The sequence below is a fragment of the Nitrosomonas supralitoralis genome (assembly GCF_003011925.2).
In the GTDB taxonomy this organism is placed as follows: Bacteria; Pseudomonadota; Gammaproteobacteria; order Burkholderiales; family Nitrosomonadaceae; genus Nitrosomonas; species Nitrosomonas supralitoralis.
In genome coordinates, this window is the sequence record NZ_PXXU01000021.1 from 22,959 (window position 1) to 47,421 (window position 24,463).

Consider the following 24,463-nt stretch of genomic DNA (forward strand, 5'->3'; position numbering starts at 1 on the left):
TTTAAATCTTAAGCAGAGTTTGATCGAGCAGCAATAATTGCTTTAGCAATTTTCGAACTGGTGCTGGAATGCCTCTTGCAAGTGCATCGACCGGCTTGATCCAAATAAACTTGGGTAGTGTAATCTGAAAGTCCGGAGCGACATGCAGTAGCTGTGGGTGTATGCGTAATTTGAAATGTGTGAATTGATGGTCTAGTGTTGGCAGCTCCATTGGTTTTTGCACCTCAATGCCTAAATTGCGTTTACAATAAGTTATGGCATCCATTCCGACTTCAATCTCAGGTGGGCACCATAATTCTCCCCAGATGCCTGGAGCAGGCTTTTGTCCCAACAATAATTTTTGCTGTTGCATCAAGAACAAAAAGACAGTTTCCCTTTGTGGTAATGGCTTGCGAGGTCTTGTGGCGGGAAGTTGATTTATACGATTTTCTTTCAGCGCAATACACTCTGGTTGCAGTGGGCAAATTTTGCACAGCGGAGCATGGCGAGTACAAACAGTAGCGCCCAAGTCCATCAACGCTTGAGTATAAGTTTCAATGTTGCCGTTGCGATAATGGACTGGTAGCGATTCGTCGGCTTTCTCCCATAACAAATGCTGAGTTTTGCTATCTCCAGGGTAACCTGAAATTCCAAAATAACGTGTAAAGATGCGTTTAACATTGCCATCCAGAATTGCTTCGCGTTGACCAAAGGCAAACACTGCGATGGCGGCGGCTGTGGAGCGTCCAATGCCCGGTAAATGTTGAATGGCTTCCCGAGAATAGGGAAATTGTCCCTGATTGTGATGTACTACTCTATGGGCTGTTGCGTGTAAATTGCGTGCGCGTGAGTAATAACCAAGACCACTCCAGAGACTTAGCACGGCATCAAGCGGGGCTTGTGCGAGACTGCTAATCGTGGGGAATTCCCGCATGAATCGTGAATAGTAAGGGATGACTGTATTAACTTGAGTTTGCTGTAGCATGATTTCTGCTAACCAGATGGCATAAGGATCACGATTCTTTTGCCACGGCAAATGGTGACGACCATGTAGTTTATGCCAGATAATTAATCGTTTTGCGAAGATTGGCATGATGATAGATAATTATTTTTATAAATCCTAGTGTTAGGAATAATAGAATGCAGATTTACTTCGCAAATTTCTATTCGAAGATAACTTCACGAAACTTGGCATTAGGTGTCAGCACCTCCATTCTGACGAGCTGCGTTAACTCGATTTGTATTCGTGAGTCATTATCGATAATCAAGCATTCCTGCATTTCTGGGGTGTTGACAATATCAATTGCTGTACCTTCGATCATCTGTTCATTTTTTAAAATCAGTTTGAGTTGATAGTGATACATACAAGCAACTTCCACGAAATCATGAAGTTCACACGAAATTGTATCTTCAGTCATTGTTATCAATCCTTCTGGCGGTGTTAAAAAAGCACAAAATACTCGACATAATCGCAAGATAATAAGGCGTTTGCGAAGCTGAGTTACTGTTCATAGATGTTGTCGTGTCTTAGGATTTAGTCGTTTAGGTGTTTAAGTGAGCCTTGAGCAGATTATTTTCATGATTGCACACCCTGGGCGTAAACGTAACCAATGAATAATGAATTACCTTGCAATGCTCGTGACGGAACATAATCAGATTTTCTTAATATTAGCTTATAGAATAAGAGGTCGGGGAAATAATTACGTTTTAGCTAATTTTGTTGCAAAATTACATTCAACAGGTCTGTTGAAATATGAATGTTAAATACTCAGTTTGGGATTCTCCCTGAGATCTTGCAGGGGAGTATTTTAATCAATTATTCGGATGATCGTCCCAGTTTCGATAAGTAGAAGCTTTTTGTGACTTGGGCTAAAAAAACAGAGACTAAACGATATGCATTGCTATCAGCTTTCAAGATACATGTTTTTTATAATAAAAGTAGCAAATAACGGATTCAGGGTTCCCTGCAGCATTTCCTGGAGAAACACGCATTGCCCAATTTTCTGTATTACTTTGTGTCTCATCGCACATACTTTGGAAGAATAGTAATGTAACTTGCCATCATGGTTATTTAAATAAATTCATCAGAGAATTCTTACAAAACCATTGACATGGGATATTTTCCCACGTATAGTGCAAATGCATGTGAGAATTGTTCGCATATAAGTCTGTCCTGAGTAGCAGGAATTCGCGTTCAGGCATAATGAGTAAGAAAGACAGTCCTAAGGCATTATTATCCCCTCTGAGTGTCTTCAGGGCTGTCGATGTGCGCTAAGACATATAAGAAGGGATAGTAATAGATCGAAATCAATTTATTTGTTCGCCACGTAAACTTTTGTACTAGCAAATGGAATTAACATGGTTGTATCTGATGCGCATAATATTTTGACCGATAGAATGATATAGGCATTTCATCTTCATTTACGCATACATGCACATATGCCGTCATTACAAAACAAAAATTGAAGTGTCGTGGAATTCTTTAAAGGTAAAGATCAATGACTAAAAAAACAGAACTGGCACTGGAGAAAATTTCTCTTGGCAGAATAGCAGTTGCACGGGTATTAATTCTGGTTCAAAAATATATCCCCGGTGGGGATTTGGAAAATATAATCAATAGCTGGGAATACGATATCACTGGCATTTACAATTCGAATAAAGTAGCTTCATTTAGGGTAAAAATAGATAAACCAGATCTTATATTGACCGATATGAAGCTAGATCATTGTAACAATATTTATTTAACTCATCAGTTGAGTCTGTCAATTGAAAATTCCAATCTTCGTATATATTTTACATCCTATGCCACTGAATCAATCGTACAACACACCGCAAAATTGGTTTCTGCTTTGAGCAGCAGAACTAACGAATGTGACAGTGAGAAGGTTCACCATGATATTGAATTGGACATTAATCAACCTGATAATAGTGTTGACAAAGCAATAAGTCCGGCAAAACAATTTTGTCCAAATCCTATTCGAGTATTAATAGTTGATGATCAGCAAATAGTACTCTGGGGGTTGGAGAAATTGATCAATGATCAGAAACCGCAAATGGAGGTGGTTGGAACCGCATCGGATATTTTTACTGCTAAACGGTTGGTTATGGAAAAACGGCCGGATATCTTGATACTCAACGTTTTTTTAGGCGATATCAATTGTGTGAATTATATTTCTGAATTTGCCAATAATGGGGATACACGAGTCGTAATATTTTGTAGAATACGAGATCAGGAAGTTATTGATCAAGCAGTTATTTTAGGGGCTCGAGGCGTCGTATATCAGAAAGAGTCCATACCAACGATATTGAAAGTGATTGAGAAAGTTTCTGACGGAGAATTGTGGTTTGATCGAGAAACAACTAGCCGCGTTTTTCTGCAAAATTTTCGTATGAGAAAGGTGGTTTCTTCAACTGTAAATTCTAGAAAGATCAATTTACTCACACGTAAGGAATGCGTAATTCTTGAAGCGTTTTCTAAAGGTAGTGGTAGCGAGCAAAATAAACAGATAGCAATTCAATTACAAATGAGCGAATATACATTAAGGAATCACTTATCTGCAATTTTTAGAAAATTAAGCATAAATAATAGATTTAGCCTTTTCATGTATGCCAAACGACATTTTCAGCAATTAGGTTCCGCTAAAGATAAGTCATACCATAATTAAACTTATACATACTAAAGTATGCTGATTGATTCACAGTTACCCAGGTGATGTGGACATTTGTCAGATTGGCTTGTAATTAGTTATTGAGTTGTGCATGATGGCTAATTAATTCACGAGACTTCACTGCCATGCTAATGTAAAGGCAATACAAGTGATTTTCCGGAACACTTCCAGCATAAATACTAAATTCTGATTTATTTTACAGATAAAAACGTTACTATCTGTGGCATTACGGTGTTCCATTTGATTCGTGACGAGATCTTTGTTATCTAATTACAATTCTTTCTGTTCATCGCATCACGGAATTGATTCTGCATCTTCTTTGAGTCTGTGCAGTGTATGGAAATCCTAAAAACTTTGAGTTTATTTGTAGTTACTGCATTGGCAGAGATAATTGGTTGTTATTTGCCTTATCTCTGCCTGAAAGAAGGTAAGTCGCTTTGGCTGCTCTTTCCCGCGGTTATTAGCTTAGCATTATTTGTGTGGTTACTTACACTCCATCCTCAGGCTGCAGGACGTGTTTATGCTGCGTATGGCGGCGTCTATATTTGTATGGCATTGATGTGGTTGTGGGTGATAGATGCAATTCGTCCAACCATTACTGATTGGATTGGCGTAGGTGTTTGTATGATTGGTGTAATTGTCATTATGTTTGGAAGACAGCTTATTAAGCCTATCTAGTCGGCATTGAAGTGCGTGCAGGAGTCTGATAGTAAATAAATAATTTCTGAAATTTGCATCAGCGATGACCTGAGATGAGTTTAACGGCGCATGGCCTTTTTTGCTAAAGGCCATGGTATTCCAACAGCGGCATACCTATGTCAAAGAAATGAAATGGTTACATCCAGATTTCCGGTACTACCGGAATGTTAAGCAAAGTGTCAAGGCTGGACGAATGGTTGGAGTGCATGTGAACGAAAGCGGGTATTTTGATCAAGAGCTCAGGGTTCGTCCATTCATTTTTCTCATGAAGCAAAAATATTATGCTGCCAAGTTGTAGCTGTAGGCGGTAAAATGATATCAGGCCTTCAGCAGCATCCATATATAAAAAATGACTTCAGAAAAGACTACTCAGTCACAAGCTCACTGGATTTTTTTGTCAAAAACCTTGGATAAGACTAGAGTTAAAGCAAATTGAATTTTATCCATAGCAAACCAGTAACAGTGGTCATTGTCAATTATAATAGTGGCTCACTGCTGGCCAGTTGTGTCCATGCTGCATTACAACAGGCTCGGCAAGTTATAGTGGTTGATAATGCGTCTTCTGATACAAGTCTGACAGAGCTGGAAAATGAGCTTCCATCAAAGCTACTACAAATTGTCCGTCTCCATAACAATGTGGGGTTTGCCGCAGGTTGCAATACAGGTCTTAATTTGTCCACTCAGCCACTTATCCTTTTCCTGAATCCTGATTGTATCTTGCAGGAAAATTCATTGCAGCGCATGGTTAAAATAATAGAGTCTGATACTCAGATCGGCATGGTCGGGGGCTTTCTGGTTAATCCTGATGGTTCCGAGCAAGGAGGAGGACGAAGATCTATACCTACTCCATGGCGTGCTTTTGTACGTGCTTTCGGTTTGCATCGCCTAGAGAAACTCTGGCCTCAGTTATTTTTTGATTTTCACCTTAATTCCAAGCCATTACCACCTGCACCCATTGAAGTCGAAGCAATTTCCGGCGCATTGATGTTAGTAAAGCGCGAAGCGATTGATGAAGTGGGTCTGTGGGACGAAAATTATTTTTTACACTGCGAGGATTTAGATCTTTGCGTCCGATTCAAGCAGAAAAAATGGAAAATTATTTTTATACCAGACGCTCCGGTTGTCCATTTTCAAGGAACTTGCAGCCATTCCCGTCCGTTTTTCGTTACATGGCATAAACATAAGGGGATGTTTCGTTTTTATAGGAAATTTTTTCAGCGGCAATATCCAAAGGTGCTGATGGGATTAGTTGCTTTGGCGGTATGGGGCCGTTTTGGCCTTACCGTAATGTATCTTTCCGTACAATACTGTTATAGATTATTGAAAATAAGAATATGAATGAACAGCATGTCGGATTACTGGGTGCAACCAGTCTGGTTGGCCAATACTTATTAAATCAATTATTACAAAACCGATATCACGTTACTGCTTTTTCGCGCCGTTTGTTCAAAGAAAATAATCCGCAAATTATTTGGCAGCAGGTTGATAAGCGCGGTTATTTCAGCAGTCCCAAAGAAAACAAAACTATTCCTCTCTGGCTATGTACAATTCCTATCTGGATATTACCAGAGCATTTTGATCTTTTATCGGCTTATGGCGCTCGTCGAATTGTTGTATTATCTTCCACCAGTCGATTCACTAAAAACTCATCCACTGATCCTAAAGAGCGAGAAATTGCGATGCAATTGATCAAAAGCGAAGAGAGGGTACAAGTTTGGATGACTGCGCATAAAATAGAATGGATAATCTTGCGACCCACAATGATCTACGGGCTTGGGCGAGATAAAAATATTGCTGAAATGATGCGTTTTATTCGTCGGTTTGGATTCTTTCCGGTCTTTGGGCCAGCTCTGGGTTTGCGGCAACCCATTCATGCTGAAGATGTTGCGGTCGCATGTTATAAGGTACTTCACGCTTTAAATTTGGTTAATCGTTCCTATAATTTAGTGGGAGGAGAAACTTTAACGTACCGTGCAATGGTTTATCGCGTGTTTGCTGCATTGCATCAGTCGCCGCGCATATTGACCATACCACGTTGGTTTTTTCAGATCGTCATATGGGGAATTCGATGGCTACCTCGTTATCGATATTGGACAACAGCGATGGCAGAAAGAATGAATCAGGATTTAAATTTTGATGGCTCAGATTTGCAGCAGGATCTCAATTTTTTTCCTAGGGCATTCGAGTTGAGTGCAATAGATTTACCTGGCCAAAAATGACAATCAGCAACTATAATTGATTCAATAAATTACATATTTGTAATCGAGCAATACTTAATCACGGCGTTATATAAATGAAATTCAAATTTCGGGCTCCTCAGAATGAGGTTGCACAGGTATTGGTTAGTTTTAAAAAAGCCTTTAGAAATATTGGGGTTTTCAGTGCAGTCATTAATATGCTTATGCTTATGCCAGCAATTTACATGTTGCAGCTTTATGACAGCGTTCTTACCAGTCGCAACGAAACAACTTTGTTAATGTTAACGTTGATTATGTTGGGCGCTTATATTTTTATGGGTGCATTAGAATACATACGTAGCTTTGTATTAATCCGCGTAGGCGCACAACTTGACATGAAATTAAATAAGCGTGTCTATACTGCCGCCTTTGAAGAAAGCCTGAAGCAAGGTGATGGCAACGCTGGGCAAGCCTTAAAAGATCTGACAAATTTACGGCAATTTTTAACTGGCAATGCCTTATTTGCTTTTTTTGATGCGCCGTGGTTTCCGATTTATTTACTTGTAATATTTATGTTTCATCCCGGTTTGGGTGTTTTTGCATTATGTGGTACTGCCATTTTAATCACACTGGCATACATCAATGAAAAGATATCGCACAAGCCTTTGGCCGAAGCCAATTCGATGGCTGTCGCTTCTACCAATGTAGCATCAAATAACTTGCGTAATGCTGAAGTAATTGAAGCTATGGGTATGTTGCCTAATATACAATCTCGCTGGTATAAATTACATAGTCGTTTTCTTAACCTGCAAGCTGAAGCCAGTGAAAAAGCTGGTGTCATGACCGCATTATCAAAATCCTTTACGGTAGCATTGCAGTCGCTCATGCTGGGTTTGGGTGCGTTATTAGTTTTAGAAAATAGCATTACTCCAGGAATGATGATTGCTGGTTCGATACTACTAGGTCGAGCCATTGCACCAGTTCAATTATTAATCAGTGTGTGGAAACAAATTGGAAGTACGCGCAGTGCATATGAGCGTTTAACCCAGTTACTGGAACATAATCCGGCACGTGAAGCTGGGATGGCATTGCCGAAGCCAACAGGTGTGATTAACGTCGAAAATGTTACAGCAGCCCCGCCTGGTGGCAAGATTCCTGTTATTAAGGGGCTTGCATTCTCGCTTAGCGCCGGCGAAGTTCTGGGTATTATTGGCCCCAGTGGATCAGGAAAATCCACACTGGCACGCTTATTGGTAGGTGTGTGGCCGGCTGCTTCAGGGAAGGTAAGATTGGATGGTGCGGATGTTTATCTTTGGAACAAAGATGAACTGGGTCCGCATATTGGATATTTACCTCAAGACATTGAACTATTTGCAGGTACGGTTTCAGAAAATATTGCGCGCTTTGGAGATATTAACGCGGAGAAGGTTATTCTTGCAGCTAAACGAGCAGGTGTTCATGAAATGATTTTAAATATGCCAGAAGGCTACGATACAGTACTCGGCGGTGGTGGCTCGGGACTCTCCGGCGGACAAAAACAACGTATTGGTTTAGCGCGCGCAATGTATGATGATCCATCATTGATCGTTCTGGATGAGCCAAATTCAAATCTGGATGATGTAGGTGAGCAAGCGCTTTTGGCTGCCATTATAGATCTACGTAAACGGGGGAAAACTATTGTTTTGATTACACACCGAACCAGTATTCTTGGTGCAACCAGTAAATTATTACTATTGCATGATGGTATGGTAAAAATGTTTGGACCTACAAAAGATGTGATCGAGGCCTTGACAAAACAGCAGCAAACTCAGCAAGTATTACTTGCACAAAAGAAAGCAGAAAATCAGGTCGCGAGTCAAGCATCTCAGACTGCTGATGTCGCTGACAGGGAAATCTAGCTAAACTGACTGATGTCGCTCCGTTTTATCACATGAGAGTATTTCGATCGACGAATAGGAATAATGATGAAGCTTGTAGCTGAAGAAAAAGAATCAATTGTTGAGAATACTCCAGTGATTGATCTGTCTGCCCAGGTTAAAACCGATGAAACAGCTTATACCAAACTGGGGTGGTGGATTGTTTTGGCAGGATTTTGTGGATTTGTGCTATGGTCATCTATCGCTCCTCTGGATAAAGGTGTTCCTGTAATGGGTACAGTCACGGTAGCGAGCAATCTTCAGGCAGTACAGCATCAAACTGGCGGTATTATTGATAAGATTCTGGTTAGCGAAGGTGATCACGTAAAACAGGGGCAGATCCTGGTACGCATGAATGACGTTCAGATCAAAGCACAAGCCGAAATAACCCGCAGCCAACTCTATGCTGCACGTGCAATTGAAGCAAGGCTATTGGCGGAACGCGATGGTGCCAATGAAATCACATTCCCGAATGAATTTTTTTCGTCACAAGATGATTCACGTATTGCTAGCAACATCTTCATTCAAACCCAATTATTCTCATCACGTAAACTTGCTCTACAACATGAAATTGCTGCAATTGATGAGAGCATTGCAGGTTTAAAATTACAGCTGCGAGGATTGGAATCATCAAGAGTCAGTAAAAATCAGCAACTCAAATTTCTTGAAGAACAACTCTTTAATTTACGCGACCTGGCATTGGATGGCTTTGTTCCTCGTAATCGTGTTTTGGAGCTTGAGCGAAGCTATACACAACTCACAGGAGAAATGTCTTCCGATACTGGAGATATCGGACGTACACAACGCCAGATTACAGAGCTTGAACAGCGCCGTATCCATCGATTGCAGGAATATCAGAAAGAAGTACGTCAACAGCTTTCTGATGTACGGCGTGAGGTTGAGGGTTTAAGCAGTCGCTTGATTGGACAGGACTTTGAATTGGCAAATGTAGAAGTTAAGGCTCCCGTTGACGGCATTGTTGTCGGCATGAATGTCTTTACTGAGAGTGGTGTAATCAGTCCTGGATTTAAGTTGATGGATATCGTTCCAAGCGAGGATTTGCTGATTATTACAGGCCAGGTGCCAGTTCATTTAATTGACAAGGTTCATGTTGGCCTTCCAGTAGATCTAATTTTTTCGGCTCTCAACCAAAAGAAAACACCCAATATTCCTGGTACCGTTACCCAGGTATCAGCAGATCGCCTGGTTGAGGAGCGTAGCGGATTTCCATTTTATAATATTAAAGCTAAAGTAACACCAGAAGGTATGAAACAATTGGCCGCTGAACAAATACGCGCAGGTATGCCAGTTGAAATATTTATTAAAACGGGTGAGCGTTCACTTATGAATTATCTGTTTAAACCGATTTTTGATCGCGTTCATTCATCCCTAAGTGAAGAGTAGTCGCGATGATTGCTTGTTATCGTAAGATTTTAATAGTTGCTTCTGTGTTATTCAGCGGTGCATTTAATTTTGCTCATGCTCTGAACCTCATGGATGCTTATGAAGCGGCATTGCAGCATGATCCAATCTATCGCTCCGCCTTGCACGAAAATGAAGCAGGACAGCAAGCAGAAATTATAGGTCGTGCCAGCCTATTGCCAAGCTTAACTGTAACGCACGCCCAAAATAAGAATTCAGGTACATTAGACACAGGAGCTGGTACACGACCGCTAAATTTTGATGGACAAGTCAGTTCGTTAACACTACGCCAACCTTTATTCAATCTGGAAGCAATAGCAGGTTATCAGCAAGGGAAAGCCAGAGCCGATTCTAGTCGAGCAAAATTTTTTGGGCATGGTCAGCAGCTTCTAGTTCGAGTCGTGGAAGCTTATGTTGAAACTTTATTAGCACAAGATCTTGTAAGTATTGCTGAGACACAGCTTGATTCCATAGAAGAACTCAAGCGTGTCAATGAACGCATGTTGCAAAAAGGGGAAGGGACTACTACTGATGTTCTAGAAACACAATCTAAATACGCTTTGGCTCAAGCAAAAATAATCGAAGCAAAAGATGAGTTAGAAATTTCACAACTAAAGTTGGAAGCGCTCATAGGGCAGAAAATAACAAGGCTGGTCCGATTAGATGATACTTTTAATTCTCATGCAATCCAGCTTCCAGATGGCTATGATACGTGGCAAGCTATGGCGCTTGAACAAAATGCTGAATTGGTTACGCAACGTCATAATGTTGTTTCAGGTAAAGAAGAAGTTAAAAAAAACCAGGCTGGTCACTTACCACGTGTTGATTTGGTTGCCAGTTTGCAAAAGAATAAGAGAGGCTCTTTTGTTACACAAGGTTTGGATGCAGAATTTGGAACGGTTGGTATTGAAGTTAATATGCCTATATATTCAGGAGGGCGAGTAAACGCTCTCACAACACAAGCAGTTGCAAACCATGCTCGCGCTGAAGCTGAGTTGGATGCGGCAACCGACAAAGTGCTAATCGAGCTACGCAAGCAATACAATTTGTTAAGCAGCAGCGTCAAAAGGATTGAATCTTTAGAGCTGGCTGTAAAATCAGCAGAACTGCTTGTGGAAGCCACACAAAAAAGTATTCGCGGCGGTATTCGCATAAATTTGAATCTTTTAGACGCACAGGAGCAATTACATACAGCCCGACGTGATCTCGCTCAAGCAAGATATAACTACTTGCTCTCTTATCTTCGACTCCAGCTAGCAGCCGGCACATTAGCATTTGATGATTTGAGAAAGGTAGCCAGCTACTTCACATCGTACTCTAATTAATCATCGACTTAATTGACTGTTAAGTTTTTGTATTTGTAGTCGCCAATTTTTATATATTTGGCAATTTTCGCTTAGGGGATTTAAGAGTTTTTGCCTGCATATTGCTCGGCAGTGAAAACGAATATGAAGTTCCGCTACTGATTCTTATCTTTTAATTTATATTTTGTCAATTTTCTCAATGAGAATTGATGTTAATCAATAAAATCCTGCAAGATTCAATAAATACAATTCATAACCAATCAAGATCGCGTAACCAGAAAGAATCATATACTTGATGTGCCAAACGCGTATTTTCTCAGTCAAGCGTACATTATGATGAATAACTAGCAGCATCAGCGCCATTGATGTAAGCGCCAACTTAAAGATAACAAATTTTTGTGTGTTGTCTTCAATCAATTGCGCCATGACCCAATTAAGCTCTTCACCGCCTTCAGCCAGAATATTCAGGGTGAAAAAGGCGTCTAGTACACCTAATAGTAAAATAGCTACCGTGCAAATCATCAAATGTCCAGAATAGCGATCTACATACTCCGGCTTTCCTTTTTCAGTGATTCTACGTTCGCCAATCCTTCTTCCTGTTTTAATCCCTAAGTGATAGGAACAAAAGAAAGGCATATCCTGGCGACGATTCTGATTTCTGGCATATGGAATTGAATTTACTTTTGACATGAGACACTCCCTTTCCTCTATAACTGTAAAAAATGAGGGAAATTTGTTTTTATGTTCGTAAGATAGCAGTTAATTTTGTTTTTTTCCATAGGCTTCAGCATAAATTAACTGTATGTGAGTTGCTGTCAAGTGTCTCTGCCGATATGAAATCAGTCTGAGAGGCTTGTATATTGTGAATTGCTCAATATGCGAGGTACGGAGATCGGACTTGGATGAAGCAAAACTGGATACGGTGACATCGGTTTAATCTCTTCCGGGTTTAATTCCCCGCCCCTTGGGGCGAAAGCTGGTTGAAAACCAGCAGATTGAAGAGCGTAGTTAATACTCCGCTGCTTGCGGCGGGGTGCTTTATTCGTTTTCGAATGGAACGTATAAAATTGTGTTTAGATTTTCAAGGTGGAGCGCGGTAGATATTTTTGACTTTCAACGCATTTTTCATTATACGATTTGGAGTAACTATTCAACAGGCCGTTGAAGAACTATCTGCGTTACTGCTACGGTGTTAAAAACAGGCTAAAGATGCTCATTTATTAAACATAAACTGCGCTTTTCGCCTGTTTTTTTCTTTGTATCAGCTGCCTCGAAAACGTTTTTCAACGGCCTGTTAACGCTAGACACTGGTAAGATGCACTCAACAAGTGCATCTCGTTTGTGAGAGGAGTCTTTATTTTAACTGCTCATACAATAGTTTTAAAATGCGGCTAGATGTGGCTGGGTTAACTGTTGATTTGTCATCATTTAAGAAAGTTACTTTGCATGTGTTGGCGCCAGAGCTATGAACCTGTATACGGAATTTTGCCGCTTTGGCATCATCCTTGTCATCACTACGCCAGAACATGATATTTGATAAAATGCCTTTATCGTCACCTTTCTTCTTGCTGTCTACATCGGGATCGACATAACGCACAAAATAAATGCCTTCTTCGCGATTGCGATCTTCAACAGTAAAGCCGATTCGATCTAAGGCCAAGCCAACACGTCGCCAGGATCGATCGAATGCTTCATTGAGAACGAGAGCTGTTCCTTCTTGGTCGATGTAAGCGCGTTCAATAGAAGTGTTGTTTTTACTGGTAGTTAATTCCAGTTTAGCCTTTTGCTCTTCAACACCAAAGCGCATCATTAAGCGTGAGAGCATTTCAACTTCCAGATCAGGATCTGCTGGGCGCGGTTGCCAGATGGTGCGATTGAGAGGTCCCCCTTCCAGTACTTCAATCATACCGCGATGGCTGATATAGACTTCGGTATTGCCAGACTCATCACGCTCCAGGCGGGTACGGAATTTATCGCGCTCAGCAGTGGAATAAATGCTATCGAGAACAGTGGAAAGTACCGAGCGTATAATATCTTGTGGAATCTTGGCTCGATTCTCAGCCCAGTCAGTTTCCATGATTCCAGCCTCGGGAACTTCTGTTTTGATCAGGAAACCAAGCTCCTGCCAGAATTCTTTAATTACTGGCCACACAACTTCAGGCGATTGAGGGATAACTAACCAGCGCTGCGTTCCAGAGCGTTCAATATGAACATTCTGAAAAGATGATGGCAATAAAGAGGATGAACTGGTATTTTGTTGCACACCCCGCTCATTACTATAGCTGGAAAACGTTGTGCTTCCGGGTGAACTGAGTTCCGGAATGGAATAGCGTTCATCAATTGCAGGCTGAACCAGGTCAGGTGGTACATCCAGTGCAGGTGCTTTACCGGCCGATTTGTATTCAATACTCTTAGTGTCAGGAAACAAATCGATCATTTTGCAACCAGTGCTTGTCATTGAAAGCATCAGCATCAGGCACGGCAAGGTTATTTTTCGCCACTTCATGGTTGACATTTTATCTCTTTACTTTAAGTCGTGTATATCGGCCAGTTGCATTGCTTCGCGAATGAGTTGATGGTGTTGAGCGGATAGTGGTGTAAGTGGTAAGCGGATTCCAGGGGTTATCAAACCCATTTGTGCAACAGCCCATTTCACAGGAATGGGATTGGCTTCGATAAATAAATCCGTATGTAAACGCAAAAGCTTATTATTTAACAACCTCGCCGTGTTTATATCACCTGCAAGCGCAGCTATACACATTTCATGCATCATCTTAGGAGCTACATTTGCGGTAACTGAAATAACGCCGTGTCCTCCTAATAGCAACAATGCTATTGCGGTAACATCATCTCCGCTATAGACAAAAAACTCTGAAGGCGCGCGCAACAATAGATCACAGCCTCGTCCAATGTTGCCAGTCGCGTCTTTAATGCCAATAATATTAGGAATCTGGGCTAATCGAAGTGCAGTATCGTTATGAATGTCAGCGACAGTCCTGCCAGGAACATTATATAGAATATGTGGAATATCGACTGCTTCGGCAATTGTTCTAAAGTGCTGATATAACCCTTCTTGGGTGGGTTTATTGTAGTATGGAGCTACCGATAGGCATGCATCCACACCTGAATTCTTGGCAAAAATAGATAAATCTATAGCTTCGCGCGTTGAGTTTGCACCAGTACCCGCAATTACCGGTATGCGTCCTGCAATATGATCAACTGCCGTGCGCATTAACAGATGGTGCTCATCAAAATCCACTGTAGGTGACTCGCCTGTAGTGCCAACTATCACAACTCCATCAGTACCCTGATTTATATGGAAATCGAGAAGCGCACGAAAACGATCCAAATCTAATCCGCCCTCCTCATCCATGGGAGTGACAATAGCAACCATGCTACCTTTAAACATGACAATCTATCCAATTAAAAAAACCCATTTTACCCTAAACTGATATTGTTTAAGTAGTTTCACTATGTGCTCCAGCACATTTTAACTTTGCTTCAATGCATAATTGTGTTTGAATATTTTGGCATATGAAAGTTTATTCCTGGTATTTGGTAAAGCTGATAATGCCATCGTTATAGTCAACATGAATCGTATCTTTTGCAACAAATTTACCTTCCAGAATTTCTTTGGCGAGAGGGTTCTCAATTTGTGCTTGAATAGCTCGCTTTAAAGGACGTGCGCCAAATACCGGATCGAACCCCGCTTGCGAAAGAGCGATAAGCGCTGATTCACTGATTTCAAGTTTCATTTCCAGTTTGGCCAATCTAGCTTCAAGATAATGCAACTGTATCCGAGCAATCGATTGAATGTGTTCCTCATCCAAAGCATGAAACACCACCACTTCATCAATGCGATTAATAAATTCAGGCCGGAAATGGATTTTTACTTCATTCATGACGGCCTGTTTGATTGTCTGGTACTCACTTCCTGACATTTCCTGAATCATCTGGGATCCCAAATTGGATGTCATAACAATTACTGTGTTTTTGAAATCGACAGTGCGTCCCTGACCATCTGTCATGCGCCCATCGTCCAGAACTTGCAGCAGCACATTAAATACATCCGGGTGTGCTTTTTCCACTTCATCCAGCAAAATAACCGCATAAGGCTTTCTGCGTACGAGTTCGGTTAAGTAGCCACCTTCTTCATAGCCGATATAACCGGGTGGAGCACCAATCAGTCGTGCGACCGAATGTTTTTCCATAAATTCGGACATATCGACGCGGATTAAATGTTCTTCGGAATCAAAAAGAAAACCAGCCAGTGCTTTGCATAGTTCTGTTTTTCCTACACCGGTTGGCCCTAGGAACAAGAACGATCCATAAGGACGATTGGGGTCGGCCAGTCCGGCTCGAGAACGCCGGATCGCATCTGAAACAAGCCGTACGGCTTCATCCTGACCAACTACACGGTCATGTAGTTTTTGTTCCATCAAGAGCAATTTTTCTCGTTCACCTTGCATCATTTTTGATACAGGAATGCCGGTTGCGCGTGATACCACTTCTGCAATTTCTTCAGAGCCCACCTGAGTACGTAGCAACTTAGGGGTGGACGCGGAACTTGATTCATTTCCTGCTGCTTGTTGTAATTGTGCTTCTAATTGTGGAAGGCGGCCATATTGCAATTCTGAAACTTTCTGCCAATCTCCTTTACGGGTAGCGGCTTCCATTTCCAGTTTAAGTTTTTCCATTGTTTCCTTGATATGCTGCGAACCTTGTACTTGGGATTTCTCAGTTTTCCAGATTTCAGCTAAATCAGTATACTCGCGCTCCTTTTGTTTGATTTCCTCTTCTAACAAATGAAGACGCTTTTGTGAAGCTTCATCTTTTTCTCTTTTAATCGCTTCACGTTCAATTTTAAGTTGTATCAAACGTCGATCAAGTTTATCCAATACCTCAGGTTTGGAATCAATTTCCATACGAATTCTTGCCGCAGCTTCATCAATCAGATCAATGGCTTTGTCAGGTAGGAAACGGTCTGTAATATAGCGATTGGATAATTCAGCTGCAGCAACAATAGCGGGGTCAGTAATATCTACACCGTGGTGAACTTCGTATTTTTCCTGTAAGCCGCGCAATATGGCTATAGTGGCCTCGACAGTGGGTTCCTCTACCAAAACTTTCTGAAAACGTCGTTCTAGCGCGGCATCTTTTTCAATGAACTTGCGGTATTCATCAAGCGTTGTTGCTCCAACGCAATGTAATTCTCCACGCGCCAAAGCCGGCTTCAACATGTTGCCTGCATCCATTGCACCCTCTGCTTTGCCAGCGCCCACCATGGTATGCATCTCATCGATGAATACGATAGTTTTTCCTTCGTCTTGTGCGAGTTCTTTCAGTACTGATTTGAGACGCTCTTCAAATTCACCACGATATTTTGCACCTGCCAGTAATGCAGCCATATCAAGAACGAGAACACGCTTGTCTTTCAGACTTTCAGGCACTTCTCCATTGACGATGCGTTGAGCCAAGCCTTCAACAATCGCCGTTTTACCCACTCCTGGCTCGCCAATCAGCACGGGATTATTTTTGGTGCGACGCTGCAAGACCTGGATTGCTCGGCGAATCTCATCATCTCGCCCTATGACTGGATCCAGCTTGCCCTGACGTGCACGTTCGGTAAGATCCAAGGTATATTTTTTCAATGCTTCACGACTACCTTCGGCTTCAGAGCTACTGATCTGTTCGCCACCTCGTACTGCATTAATCGCTTTTTCCAAGGCTGCAGTGTTGGCGCCATACTGTTTTAACAATGCGCCCATTTCACCTTTATCCTGCAAAACTGCCAAAAGAAACATCTCAGAGGCAATAAACTGATCATTACGTTTTTGCGCTTCTTTATCAGCTAGATTAAGCAAATTATTTAAGTTACGGGAAATAGTGATCTCACCACTCGAGTTTTCAACTTTCGGTAAGCGGTGAATACTTTGCTTGATACTTTCCAGAAACGGGATAGTGTTGACACCGGAGCGTTGCAATAGTGAGAGTGTACTGCCATCTTCTTGTTGCATTAATGCCAGCAACAGATGCTGTGGCTCTATGGTTGGGTTATCCTGGCCGACGGCGACACTTTGTGCATCAGCAAGAGCTTGTTGGAATTTAGTGGTCAGTTTGTCAAAGCGCATGAAATTCTCCCATCATAGATTATTGATGGCTACGTGGGGGAGAGGTGTGAAATTTCAAGAGCTGATTACCATGCTGAACGCGATAGCGTGAACTTTGTTCGAATGAGTTTCTGTGTTTATCTGCATACGTTCAATTTCAGAGCTAGTAATTGATTTGTGGAAATAATAGTCTTGATAGTGGTCGCACCTTTGTGCGATCAGAAAATCTAGTTGTTCTTCTAAATAACTCTGCACAACTGCATAAATTTGCCGTGATAATGGGATTGCCTGTCCAAATGACATTTGTTATGCGTGTCATTTTGGCAAAAAGTGAAGTTTTTCCTCTTTCTAAAGAGAGTTTTCCCCCCTTATGCAGCATTTGGACGGAGTACTCTCCCTTGTGACTTGTCCACAAAAATTTTGTTGGCAGCTTTTTTAGATTCGTGCCGCTGACTCAATCAGCGTGGCATCAATTACCGCTCCCGTAATGCCCTTGATCATCAATCCGTGTGATTGAAGCTGTTCATTGATAAAGGCCAGCAGATCATCTAACCGATCGCCGGTCACCAAGGGTTGCGAAACCGACACAGGGTGGTTTCGTCCGGTATCGCATCCGACAAGGACAAACCACAAAATCGTAGTAAGTCAATCCGAACATACAGTGCTTGCTCCAACTGTCTTTTACTTGTCACTGTTTTAGTCGGTTGTCGCGCCAACGGGGGGTGCAGTAGTCTTTGTATTATCGGCAATAGGGTACCTTGCTGATATCTATATCTAAGAGGTTTTTATCACTTAATTCTCAGAATAGTGAATTGAATAATAAGAATATTGTCGATTATTGCCGATCACTTATTGAGCTAAAAAAGTTAGAATTGATAGATTGCTGTGGAGCAATATTCTAATGGATTAATCCTGATTTTGTGTCTTTAGTAACTCAGGATAGGGGTACAGAATGTTTAGAGCAATGCTTTTGCCTGCAGTTTCAACGATGCGTGCATGCTCGCGTTTGAACTGACGTGCGTGATGTAAACCACATGAATGGGCGATCATATTGATTTCCTTATTGACGTTCCTGGCATAATTCGCCACACGCAGATATTTTTCTTCCACTACCAATCCATTCTGCAAACGTTCATCATGTGTTGTGATGCCGGTAGGGCAAGTATTGAGATGGCAGCGCATTGCTTGGATGCAACCCAGCGAAAACATAAAGCCACGTGCAGTATTGACAAAATCTGCACCAGCACAGAGTGCCCATGCACCCTCTGCAGAGGTTACAAGTTTTCCGGCAGCTACGACATAAATACGATTCTTCAGACCGGATTGCAGCAAGGCATCTATTACGCGCGGTAATGCTTCCGAAATTGGTAGGCTCACGTGATCCATCAGTGTTTGTGGGGCTGCGCCGCTTCCTCCCTCGCCACCGTCAATAGTGAGAAAATCCGGGGCGTATTCCAAACCGCGCCGGTTAATACTGTCGCATAATTCATTGATGAAATTCCATCCGCCGATTGCGGTTTTAATGCCCACTGGTCGTCCAGTCAGTTCGCGGATAAAATGGATCTTATCAAGCAGCTCGTCAATGTTGTTGATATCTTTGTGGCGGTTCGGACTGATCGAATTCTGATATTCGGGAATGCCACGGATTGCAGCAATCTCACTATGCACTTTATTGGCGGGCAGTAATCCTCCTTTGCCGGGCTTGGCGCCTTGTGATAGCTTAATTTCAAATGCTTTCACGACATTGCTTAATTCTTTTGCACGTAGCGGTGAAAAATTACCATGCCCGTCTCTTATGCCATATTTGGCGGTGCCGATTTGCATGATCAAATCACACCCACCTTCGAGGTGATATGGAGATAGCCCGCCTTCACCGGTATTTAACCAGCAACCTGCCTGTGCGGCACCTAGTGATAAAGCGCGTACTGCTGGTTTGGAAATGGCACCGTAGCTCATTCCACTAATATTGATGATCGATTTAGCTTCGAACGGATGCTCGCAATAACCTTTTCCAATATGCAGTGAGGGCGTTGGTAGTTGATCTTCTTCTTGAATTGGGAAAGCGGCATTGACAAAAATAACCGAGCCCGGTTGACGCAAGTCATTGGTGGAGCCGAAACCGACCAGGCTGCCTTTATTCTTGGCATTTTTGTAAATCCAACCACGTGTGGCACGATTAAACGGCAGCTCATCGCGATCATTAGCGAAGAAATATTGCCGGAAGTATTTACCCTGTCGTTCGAAAATGTATCGCAATCGACCAATAACCGGATAATTGCGCAGTACAGAATGTTTTTTCTGCGTGACATCTTCGATAAACCAAAATATGACCATGCCAACAGCTGCAACACCCAGCATTGTGGCAATACTATAAATGATCAAATCAATCGCACCGGACATACTGTTTCCTTATATCGCTGGGTAACCTATATACTATCTGTTCAATCGTCGTAAGTGAACAGCCACGACACCGTAAAATGACAATGTCGGCCTCTTTTTTCTATGTTAAATAAAGCTTAAGGTAAAAAAGAATTGAGAAATCTACACGATGAAATTCGCGACAATGTCGCGCGCGCCCTGCTTGAAGATATTGGTGCCGGTGATTTGACCGCATCATTGATTCCCGAGGGAAAAGAATTGAGCGCAGTGGTAACCAGTAAGGAAGATGCGGTTTTGTGTGGAGTTCAATGGTTTGAAGCTTGTTTTCTGACACTGGCGCCGGAAACAATTATCACATGGTTTGCCAATGATGGGGAGTTTGTTCACGCAGAGCAAAAGCTCTGTGAGATTCAAGGAAGCTGCCGTGATTTGCTAACCGCAGAGCGTTCTGCGCTGAATTTTTTGCAAATGTTATCCGCCGTAGCGACGCAAACAAAGCATTTTGTCGACGCAATTGTGAGCACTAGAGCTATTATTGTGGATACACGTAAAACACTTCCTGGATTGCGATTGGCACAGAAATATGCTGTGACATGCGGCGGTGGGATCAATCATCGCATGGGCCTGTATGACGGGATTCTGATCAAGGAAAATCATATCATTGCGGCTGGCGGCATTCAGGCCGCATTAAACAAAGTTCGGGCAACCGCACCTCCCGGTACGATTATCCAAATTGAAGTAGAATCGTTGCAGGAATTGCAGGAAGCCATTACGGCAGGAGCTACTATGGTGCTGTTGGATAATTTTGCGCTGAATCAGTTGTCGAAGGCAGTCATTCTAACTCATCAGCAACCGGGAGAGCGGGTAATACTGGAGGCTTCTGGCAACATAACGCTGGATAACGTGCGTCAGGTGGCCGAAACCGGAATTGACAGAATCTCGATTGGTGGTTTAACCAAAAATATTCAAGCGATTGACTTGTCGATGCGATTTAAAGAATCGAGGTAAAATAATAATAAATTAGGCGATCTTTGGCCATTGAGGCATTTAATTGCATATTGAAGATCTTGTTTCAAGAATTTTAAGATGTGGGTTCAAACCATGTGAGATTTTGGTGCAGTTTGACAACTTCTCCTACAATGATTAGTGTAGGAGGCGTCAGATTAACCGCTGCGGTCAAATTAGGTAATGTTTGCAGGGTTCCGGTCACGATTTTTTGTTTTTGCGTTGTGCCTTGCTGAATGATTGCCGCGGGTGTGGAGCTCGGCAAGCCGTGAACGATCAATTGCTGGCATAGCACGGGGAGACCCAGCAATCCCATATAGATCACGATGGTCTGGTTAGGTCGCGCGAGGTGCGCCCAGTCCAGATCAATCATTTTATTTTTGAGATGACCGGTGACAAAAATGCACGATTGTGCGTAATCACGATGTGTCAGCGGGATACCGGCATATGCTGCAACTCCCGAAGCAGCAGTAATGCCTGGCACAACTTGAAAGGGAATATGATGTGAAGCCAAAGTCTCAATTTCTTCACCGCCGCGGCCAAATATAAAAGGATCGCCTCCTTTAAGTCGCAATACCCGTTTACCTTCCTGGGCCAGGCGCACCAACAGTTGATTAATCGATTCCTGTTCCAGCGTGTGTTTATTACGTTCTTTTCCAGCATAAATGCGCGTGGCATCACGACGTACCATGTCAAGAATTGCAGCTGAAACCAGGCGATCATAAACGACTACATCGGCTTGCTGCATCAGGCGCATGGCACGGAAAGTGAGTAAATCTGGATTTCCCGGTCCTGCGCCAACCAGATAGACTTCACCTTGCGGCGACTCGTCTTTTTCATGTTGCAGGGATTGCAGCAAATAATCCTGAGCAGTTTTATCTTTTCCGGCCAGTACCATTTCAGTAAATGGGCCCTGCAAGACTTTTTCCCAGAAAAGACGTCGTTTTTCAGGGTGAATGAAATGTTGTTTGACCTGCTGACGAAATTTACCTGCAATGCTTGCGACGCGTGCGTATGCAACCGGTATCAGGGCTTCCAGTTGAGCGCGCAGTATTCTTGCGAGAACAGGGGATTGCCCGCCGCTCGATACAGCAATTAAGAGCGGTGAGCGATCGATAATGGATGGCATTATAAAAGTGCATAGTTTGGGATCATCCACGACATTAACGGGAATTTGTCGTTGTTGAGCTGCTTCTGAAACTTGCTGATTTATAGTACGATCATTGGTTGCGGCGATAACTAGCATAATATTATGCAGATGCTCTAGCTGGAAACATTCGGCACAATAGTTGATCTTGCCGCGAGCAACGTACGCATTGAATGCGCTATCCAGTTCCGGTGCAACTACCGATACTTGCGCACCGGCTTGGAGCAGCAGCATAGCCTTGCGCGCAGCTACTTCGCCGCCGCCTACGACCAAGCAGACTTTATTTCTGATATTTAAAAAAATTGGCAGGAAATCCATTGCTTTCGCGACCCTAATCTATCTGTAAAGATAAAGGAAATGCTGATCAATTCTAAGCCAAAACAGAACCATCTGAGTTAACCAGCACTTGCTTGTGTGTTGTTATTTATAACAAGTATTTCTAGGTATAATGGATTTTCTGTTTAGTTGCGAGGTTTATAAACTGGATTCCAGTTTGAGCACATCTTCCAGTTTTATGTTGGTTCCGGTTCCTTTGAACACAGTTCCGATTTTTTTCTTGCTCAGGTGCTCGAGATTGAGATCATATACTTTTTTTGAGAGTGGGAAATATTTGACCTCTGTTACCAGTTCTGTTGCATTCTGCATATAAAAATTAATAAACTCATTTATTTCTGGTTTATCTGCTGACTTAGCATTAATGTAAATAAATATCGGACGCGATAATGGCCTATAACTATTATTTTCTACGGTTGTAGCGGAAGGAAGCACTCCCCCATTACCATTATCAATCGCTACTGCATTGATTTTTTTACTATTTTCTATGTAATAGGCAAAGCCGAAGAACCCTAATGCATAGAGATCACTTGCAACCCCTTGCACCAGAACGTTGTCATCCTCTGATGCGGTAAAATCACCGCGGCTTGATTTGGCTTTACCAATAATAGCCTCAGTAAAGTATTCAAAGGTACCGGAATCGGCGCCCGGGCCATACAGTTTGATTCGTTTGTCTGGCCATGCTGAGTTTATTTGATTCCAGTGCGTGATTTTGCCTTGTGCTGCAGGTTCCCAGATTTTCTGCAATTCTTCAACAGTGATGGTATTGCTCCACGTATTCTTGGGATTAACAACCACAGTTAAGGCATCAAAAGCTATGGGCATTTCAATAAACTGCACTCCTTCTTTTTTACAGGCCTCGATTTCCAGGTCGGTAATGGGACGGGATGCATTCACGATATCGATTTCATTACGGCAGAATTTCTTGAATCCGCCACCTGTTCCAGAGATGCCGACAGTGACCCGAATTGCGCCACGTTTGGCTATTTGGAAATCTTCTGCAACGGCTTCAGTGATAGGGAAAACAGTACTTGAGCCATCAATTTTCACGATTGGCGTGGCACTCGCCATGCTTGTATAGACGAATGCACTTAGCGAGGCTACTGCAATGATCGCCCTGTAATCCAACGAATTCAACATGTTTATACGTGCTCCAAAAAAATAAAATAAGAGGAATGAGCTTCTTGTCATAATCACACGATATCTTATTGCAGAATTATTACAGGATTATGACAATTTTTATGTTTTGTTACCAAGTTTGATTTTTCCTGACTTTGGAATATGGAATACAGATCGTGCATAGCTTCCAGATACTATAGGGAGGGTTCGCGAGAAAATAGTCGTTCATTCTGCGCTGGCAATTTGAACAACCTCAACGATACGTTCGATCCAGTATTTAGCTTTTTGTTTGGGTTTGCTCTCATCCATTATACGGATAAGAGGCTCCGTTCGGAAGCTCGGATTAATATACGTCCGTTACCGTCCAAGTCAGCCTTGGTTTCCTTTCGCACAGCAATGATCGATTTATTGGTGTTGAAATTAAATAGCTTGGGTATTCTTACATTCATCAGGCGCTGCGGATATTAAGGGACACCACGCATAGATTCTGCCAAAGTTTTTTGGCTATCGCGAAGTGCATATAAAACTTGCAAAGCAGATATTATTCCGTCACCCGTTGTATGTTTATCCATGCAAATAATATGTCCGGTATTTTCACCACCAAGCTGCCACCCTTTCTTTTGTAGCAATTTTAGTACATAACGGTCACCGATATTGGCTCGGAGAAAAGGAATGCGCAATTTCTTAAATTGCTCTTCCATGGCTAGACTTGTCATGAGGGTGCCTACGACACCTACAGTGAGTGTTTTTTTCTGCAGCCGCAATGCGCGAATCAGATAAGCAACAGCTGGGCCGGCATTGGGCCGGACAGGAGGACATCCACACCCGCTGCACACAATCCGGTTTCAAGTGCGGATCCAGCATTAAGCCAGATACCCGAGTGTCTTTACCAATCAAACCTGTCGGGCGTTTCCCTTCCATAAAATGCCAGTCGGCTGCAGCCAGAGCTTTTCCGGCGGAGTAACCCAAGTGCTTAATGAAATCAGGCGTGATAGGAAATTTACCGACTTCGCCCTGTATGCCATCTGTTCCAAAATATTCTTTAGTCAATTTGTGAAGTTATTATTAGCTATGTAACAAATAACTGTTGAAATTTGCAAATCTCTACAATATGAATGGTTTGTAGCGCTTATGAATTCATTCAACTACATGATTAATAGGTGTTTATTAAATATTAATGGTCAAATTCAAAAACTAATTGTTAC

The 24,463-nt window shown here is 42.3% G+C and carries 20 protein-coding genes and 1 pseudogene; 9 read left to right on the plus strand and 12 right to left on the minus strand.

Annotated elements, in window-relative coordinates:
- Position 1: 1 nt before the first annotated feature.
- Complete coding sequence (gene mutY / locus C7H79_RS08350; RefSeq protein WP_106706829.1) at positions 2-1,072, minus strand: A/G-specific adenine glycosylase; 1,071 nt, start codon at positions 1,070-1,072, stop codon at positions 2-4.
- Positions 1,073-1,142: 70 nt separating this feature from the next.
- Positions 1,143-1,397, minus strand: a complete 255-nt coding sequence (locus C7H79_RS08355) for a Rho-binding antiterminator (RefSeq protein WP_106706830.1) — start codon at positions 1,395-1,397, stop codon at positions 1,143-1,145.
- Between the two features lie 1,080 nt (positions 1,398-2,477).
- Here C7H79_RS08355 and C7H79_RS08360 point away from each other — a divergent pair.
- The 8 genes from C7H79_RS08360 to C7H79_RS08395 all read left to right on the plus strand — a co-directional run bounded on the left by C7H79_RS08360 (position 2,478) and on the right by C7H79_RS08395 (position 11,186).
- Complete coding sequence (locus C7H79_RS08360) at positions 2,478-3,644, plus strand: response regulator transcription factor (protein WP_106706831.1); 1,167 nt, start codon at positions 2,478-2,480, stop codon at positions 3,642-3,644.
- Between the two features lie 339 nt (positions 3,645-3,983).
- Entirely contained in the window at positions 3,984-4,325 is a 342-nt protein-coding gene (locus tag C7H79_RS08365) for a YnfA family protein (RefSeq protein WP_106706832.1), read from the plus strand.
- Between the two features lie 112 nt (positions 4,326-4,437).
- Positions 4,438-4,644, plus strand: coding sequence for a hypothetical protein (locus C7H79_RS08370; RefSeq protein ID WP_106706833.1), 207 nt, complete (start codon positions 4,438-4,440; stop codon positions 4,642-4,644).
- A 134-nt stretch (positions 4,645-4,778) separates the two neighbouring features.
- Entirely contained in the window at positions 4,779-5,684 is a 906-nt protein-coding gene (locus tag C7H79_RS08375) for a glycosyltransferase family 2 protein (protein WP_106706834.1), read from the plus strand.
- Positions 5,681-6,565, plus strand: a complete 885-nt coding sequence (locus C7H79_RS08380; protein WP_106706835.1) for an NAD-dependent epimerase/dehydratase family protein — start codon at positions 5,681-5,683, stop codon at positions 6,563-6,565. Before C7H79_RS08375 ends, C7H79_RS08380 begins: the two co-directional genes overlap by 4 nt.
- A 74-nt stretch (positions 6,566-6,639) precedes the next feature.
- Positions 6,640-8,421: a type I secretion system permease/ATPase gene (locus tag C7H79_RS08385; RefSeq protein WP_106706836.1), complete on the plus strand. Its 1,782-nt coding sequence runs from the start codon at positions 6,640-6,642 to the stop codon at positions 8,419-8,421.
- Positions 8,422-8,484: 63 nt separating this feature from the next.
- Entirely contained in the window at positions 8,485-9,843 is a 1,359-nt protein-coding gene (locus C7H79_RS08390; RefSeq protein ID WP_242447210.1) for an HlyD family type I secretion periplasmic adaptor subunit, read from the plus strand.
- 5 nt (positions 9,844-9,848) lie between these two features.
- Positions 9,849-11,186 carry a TolC family outer membrane protein gene (locus tag C7H79_RS08395; protein ID WP_106706838.1) on the plus strand — a complete coding sequence of 446 codons (1,338 nt, stop codon included), beginning with the start codon at positions 9,849-9,851 and terminating at the stop codon, positions 11,184-11,186.
- Between the two features lie 195 nt (positions 11,187-11,381).
- On the opposite strand, the gene C7H79_RS08400 is transcribed toward C7H79_RS08395, so the two are convergent.
- The 7 genes from C7H79_RS08400 to C7H79_RS08425 all read right to left on the minus strand — a co-directional run bounded on the left by C7H79_RS08400 (position 11,382) and on the right by C7H79_RS08425 (position 19,675).
- Positions 11,382-11,855, minus strand: coding sequence for a DUF5658 family protein (locus C7H79_RS08400; protein WP_106706839.1), 474 nt, complete (start codon positions 11,853-11,855; stop codon positions 11,382-11,384).
- Positions 11,856-12,519: 664 nt separating this feature from the next.
- Positions 12,520-13,671: an NlpB/DapX family lipoprotein gene (gene bamC / locus C7H79_RS08405; RefSeq protein ID WP_106706855.1), complete on the minus strand. Its 1,152-nt coding sequence runs from the start codon at positions 13,669-13,671 to the stop codon at positions 12,520-12,522.
- Positions 13,672-13,689: 18 nt separating this feature from the next.
- Positions 13,690-14,574, minus strand: a complete 885-nt coding sequence (dapA, locus tag C7H79_RS08410) for a 4-hydroxy-tetrahydrodipicolinate synthase (protein ID WP_106706840.1) — start codon at positions 14,572-14,574, stop codon at positions 13,690-13,692.
- 133 nt (positions 14,575-14,707) lie between these two features.
- Positions 14,708-17,296: an ATP-dependent chaperone ClpB gene (gene clpB / locus C7H79_RS08415; RefSeq protein ID WP_106706841.1), complete on the minus strand. Its 2,589-nt coding sequence runs from the start codon at positions 17,294-17,296 to the stop codon at positions 14,708-14,710.
- 414 nt (positions 17,297-17,710) lie between these two features.
- A complete protein-coding gene (locus C7H79_RS18850) occupies positions 17,711-17,863 on the minus strand; it encodes a hypothetical protein (RefSeq protein ID WP_242447211.1) in 153 nt (50 codons plus the stop codon).
- Entirely contained in the window at positions 17,839-17,967 is a 129-nt protein-coding gene (locus C7H79_RS18855) for a transposase (RefSeq protein ID WP_242447213.1), read from the minus strand. The genes C7H79_RS18850 and C7H79_RS18855 overlap by 25 nt, the downstream gene beginning before the upstream one ends.
- Positions 17,968-18,181: 214 nt before the next feature.
- Positions 18,182-19,675 (minus strand): FMN-binding glutamate synthase family protein, encoded by a 1,494-nt coding sequence (locus C7H79_RS08425; RefSeq protein WP_106706842.1) that lies wholly within the window; start codon positions 19,673-19,675, stop codon positions 18,182-18,184.
- Between the two features lie 132 nt (positions 19,676-19,807).
- On the opposite strand from C7H79_RS08425, the gene nadC reads away from it, so the two are divergent.
- Positions 19,808-20,662 carry a carboxylating nicotinate-nucleotide diphosphorylase gene (nadC, locus tag C7H79_RS08430; protein ID WP_106706843.1) on the plus strand — a complete coding sequence of 285 codons (855 nt, stop codon included), beginning with the start codon at positions 19,808-19,810 and terminating at the stop codon, positions 20,660-20,662.
- Positions 20,663-20,735: 73 nt separating this feature from the next.
- Here the strand turns inward: nadC and cysG are convergent, their stop codons facing one another.
- The 3 genes and pseudogenes from cysG to C7H79_RS08445 all read right to left on the minus strand — a co-directional run bounded on the left by cysG (position 20,736) and on the right by C7H79_RS08445 (position 24,308).
- Positions 20,736-22,124, minus strand: a complete 1,389-nt coding sequence (gene cysG / locus C7H79_RS08435) for a siroheme synthase CysG (RefSeq protein WP_106706844.1) — start codon at positions 22,122-22,124, stop codon at positions 20,736-20,738.
- 156 nt (positions 22,125-22,280) lie between these two features.
- Positions 22,281-23,279: a PstS family phosphate ABC transporter substrate-binding protein gene (locus C7H79_RS08440; RefSeq protein WP_106706845.1), complete on the minus strand. Its 999-nt coding sequence runs from the start codon at positions 23,277-23,279 to the stop codon at positions 22,281-22,283.
- Positions 23,280-23,483: 204 nt separating this feature from the next.
- Positions 23,484-24,308: pseudogene (locus C7H79_RS08445) on the minus strand (phosphohexomutase domain-containing protein).
- Positions 24,309-24,463 lie beyond the last annotated feature (155 nt).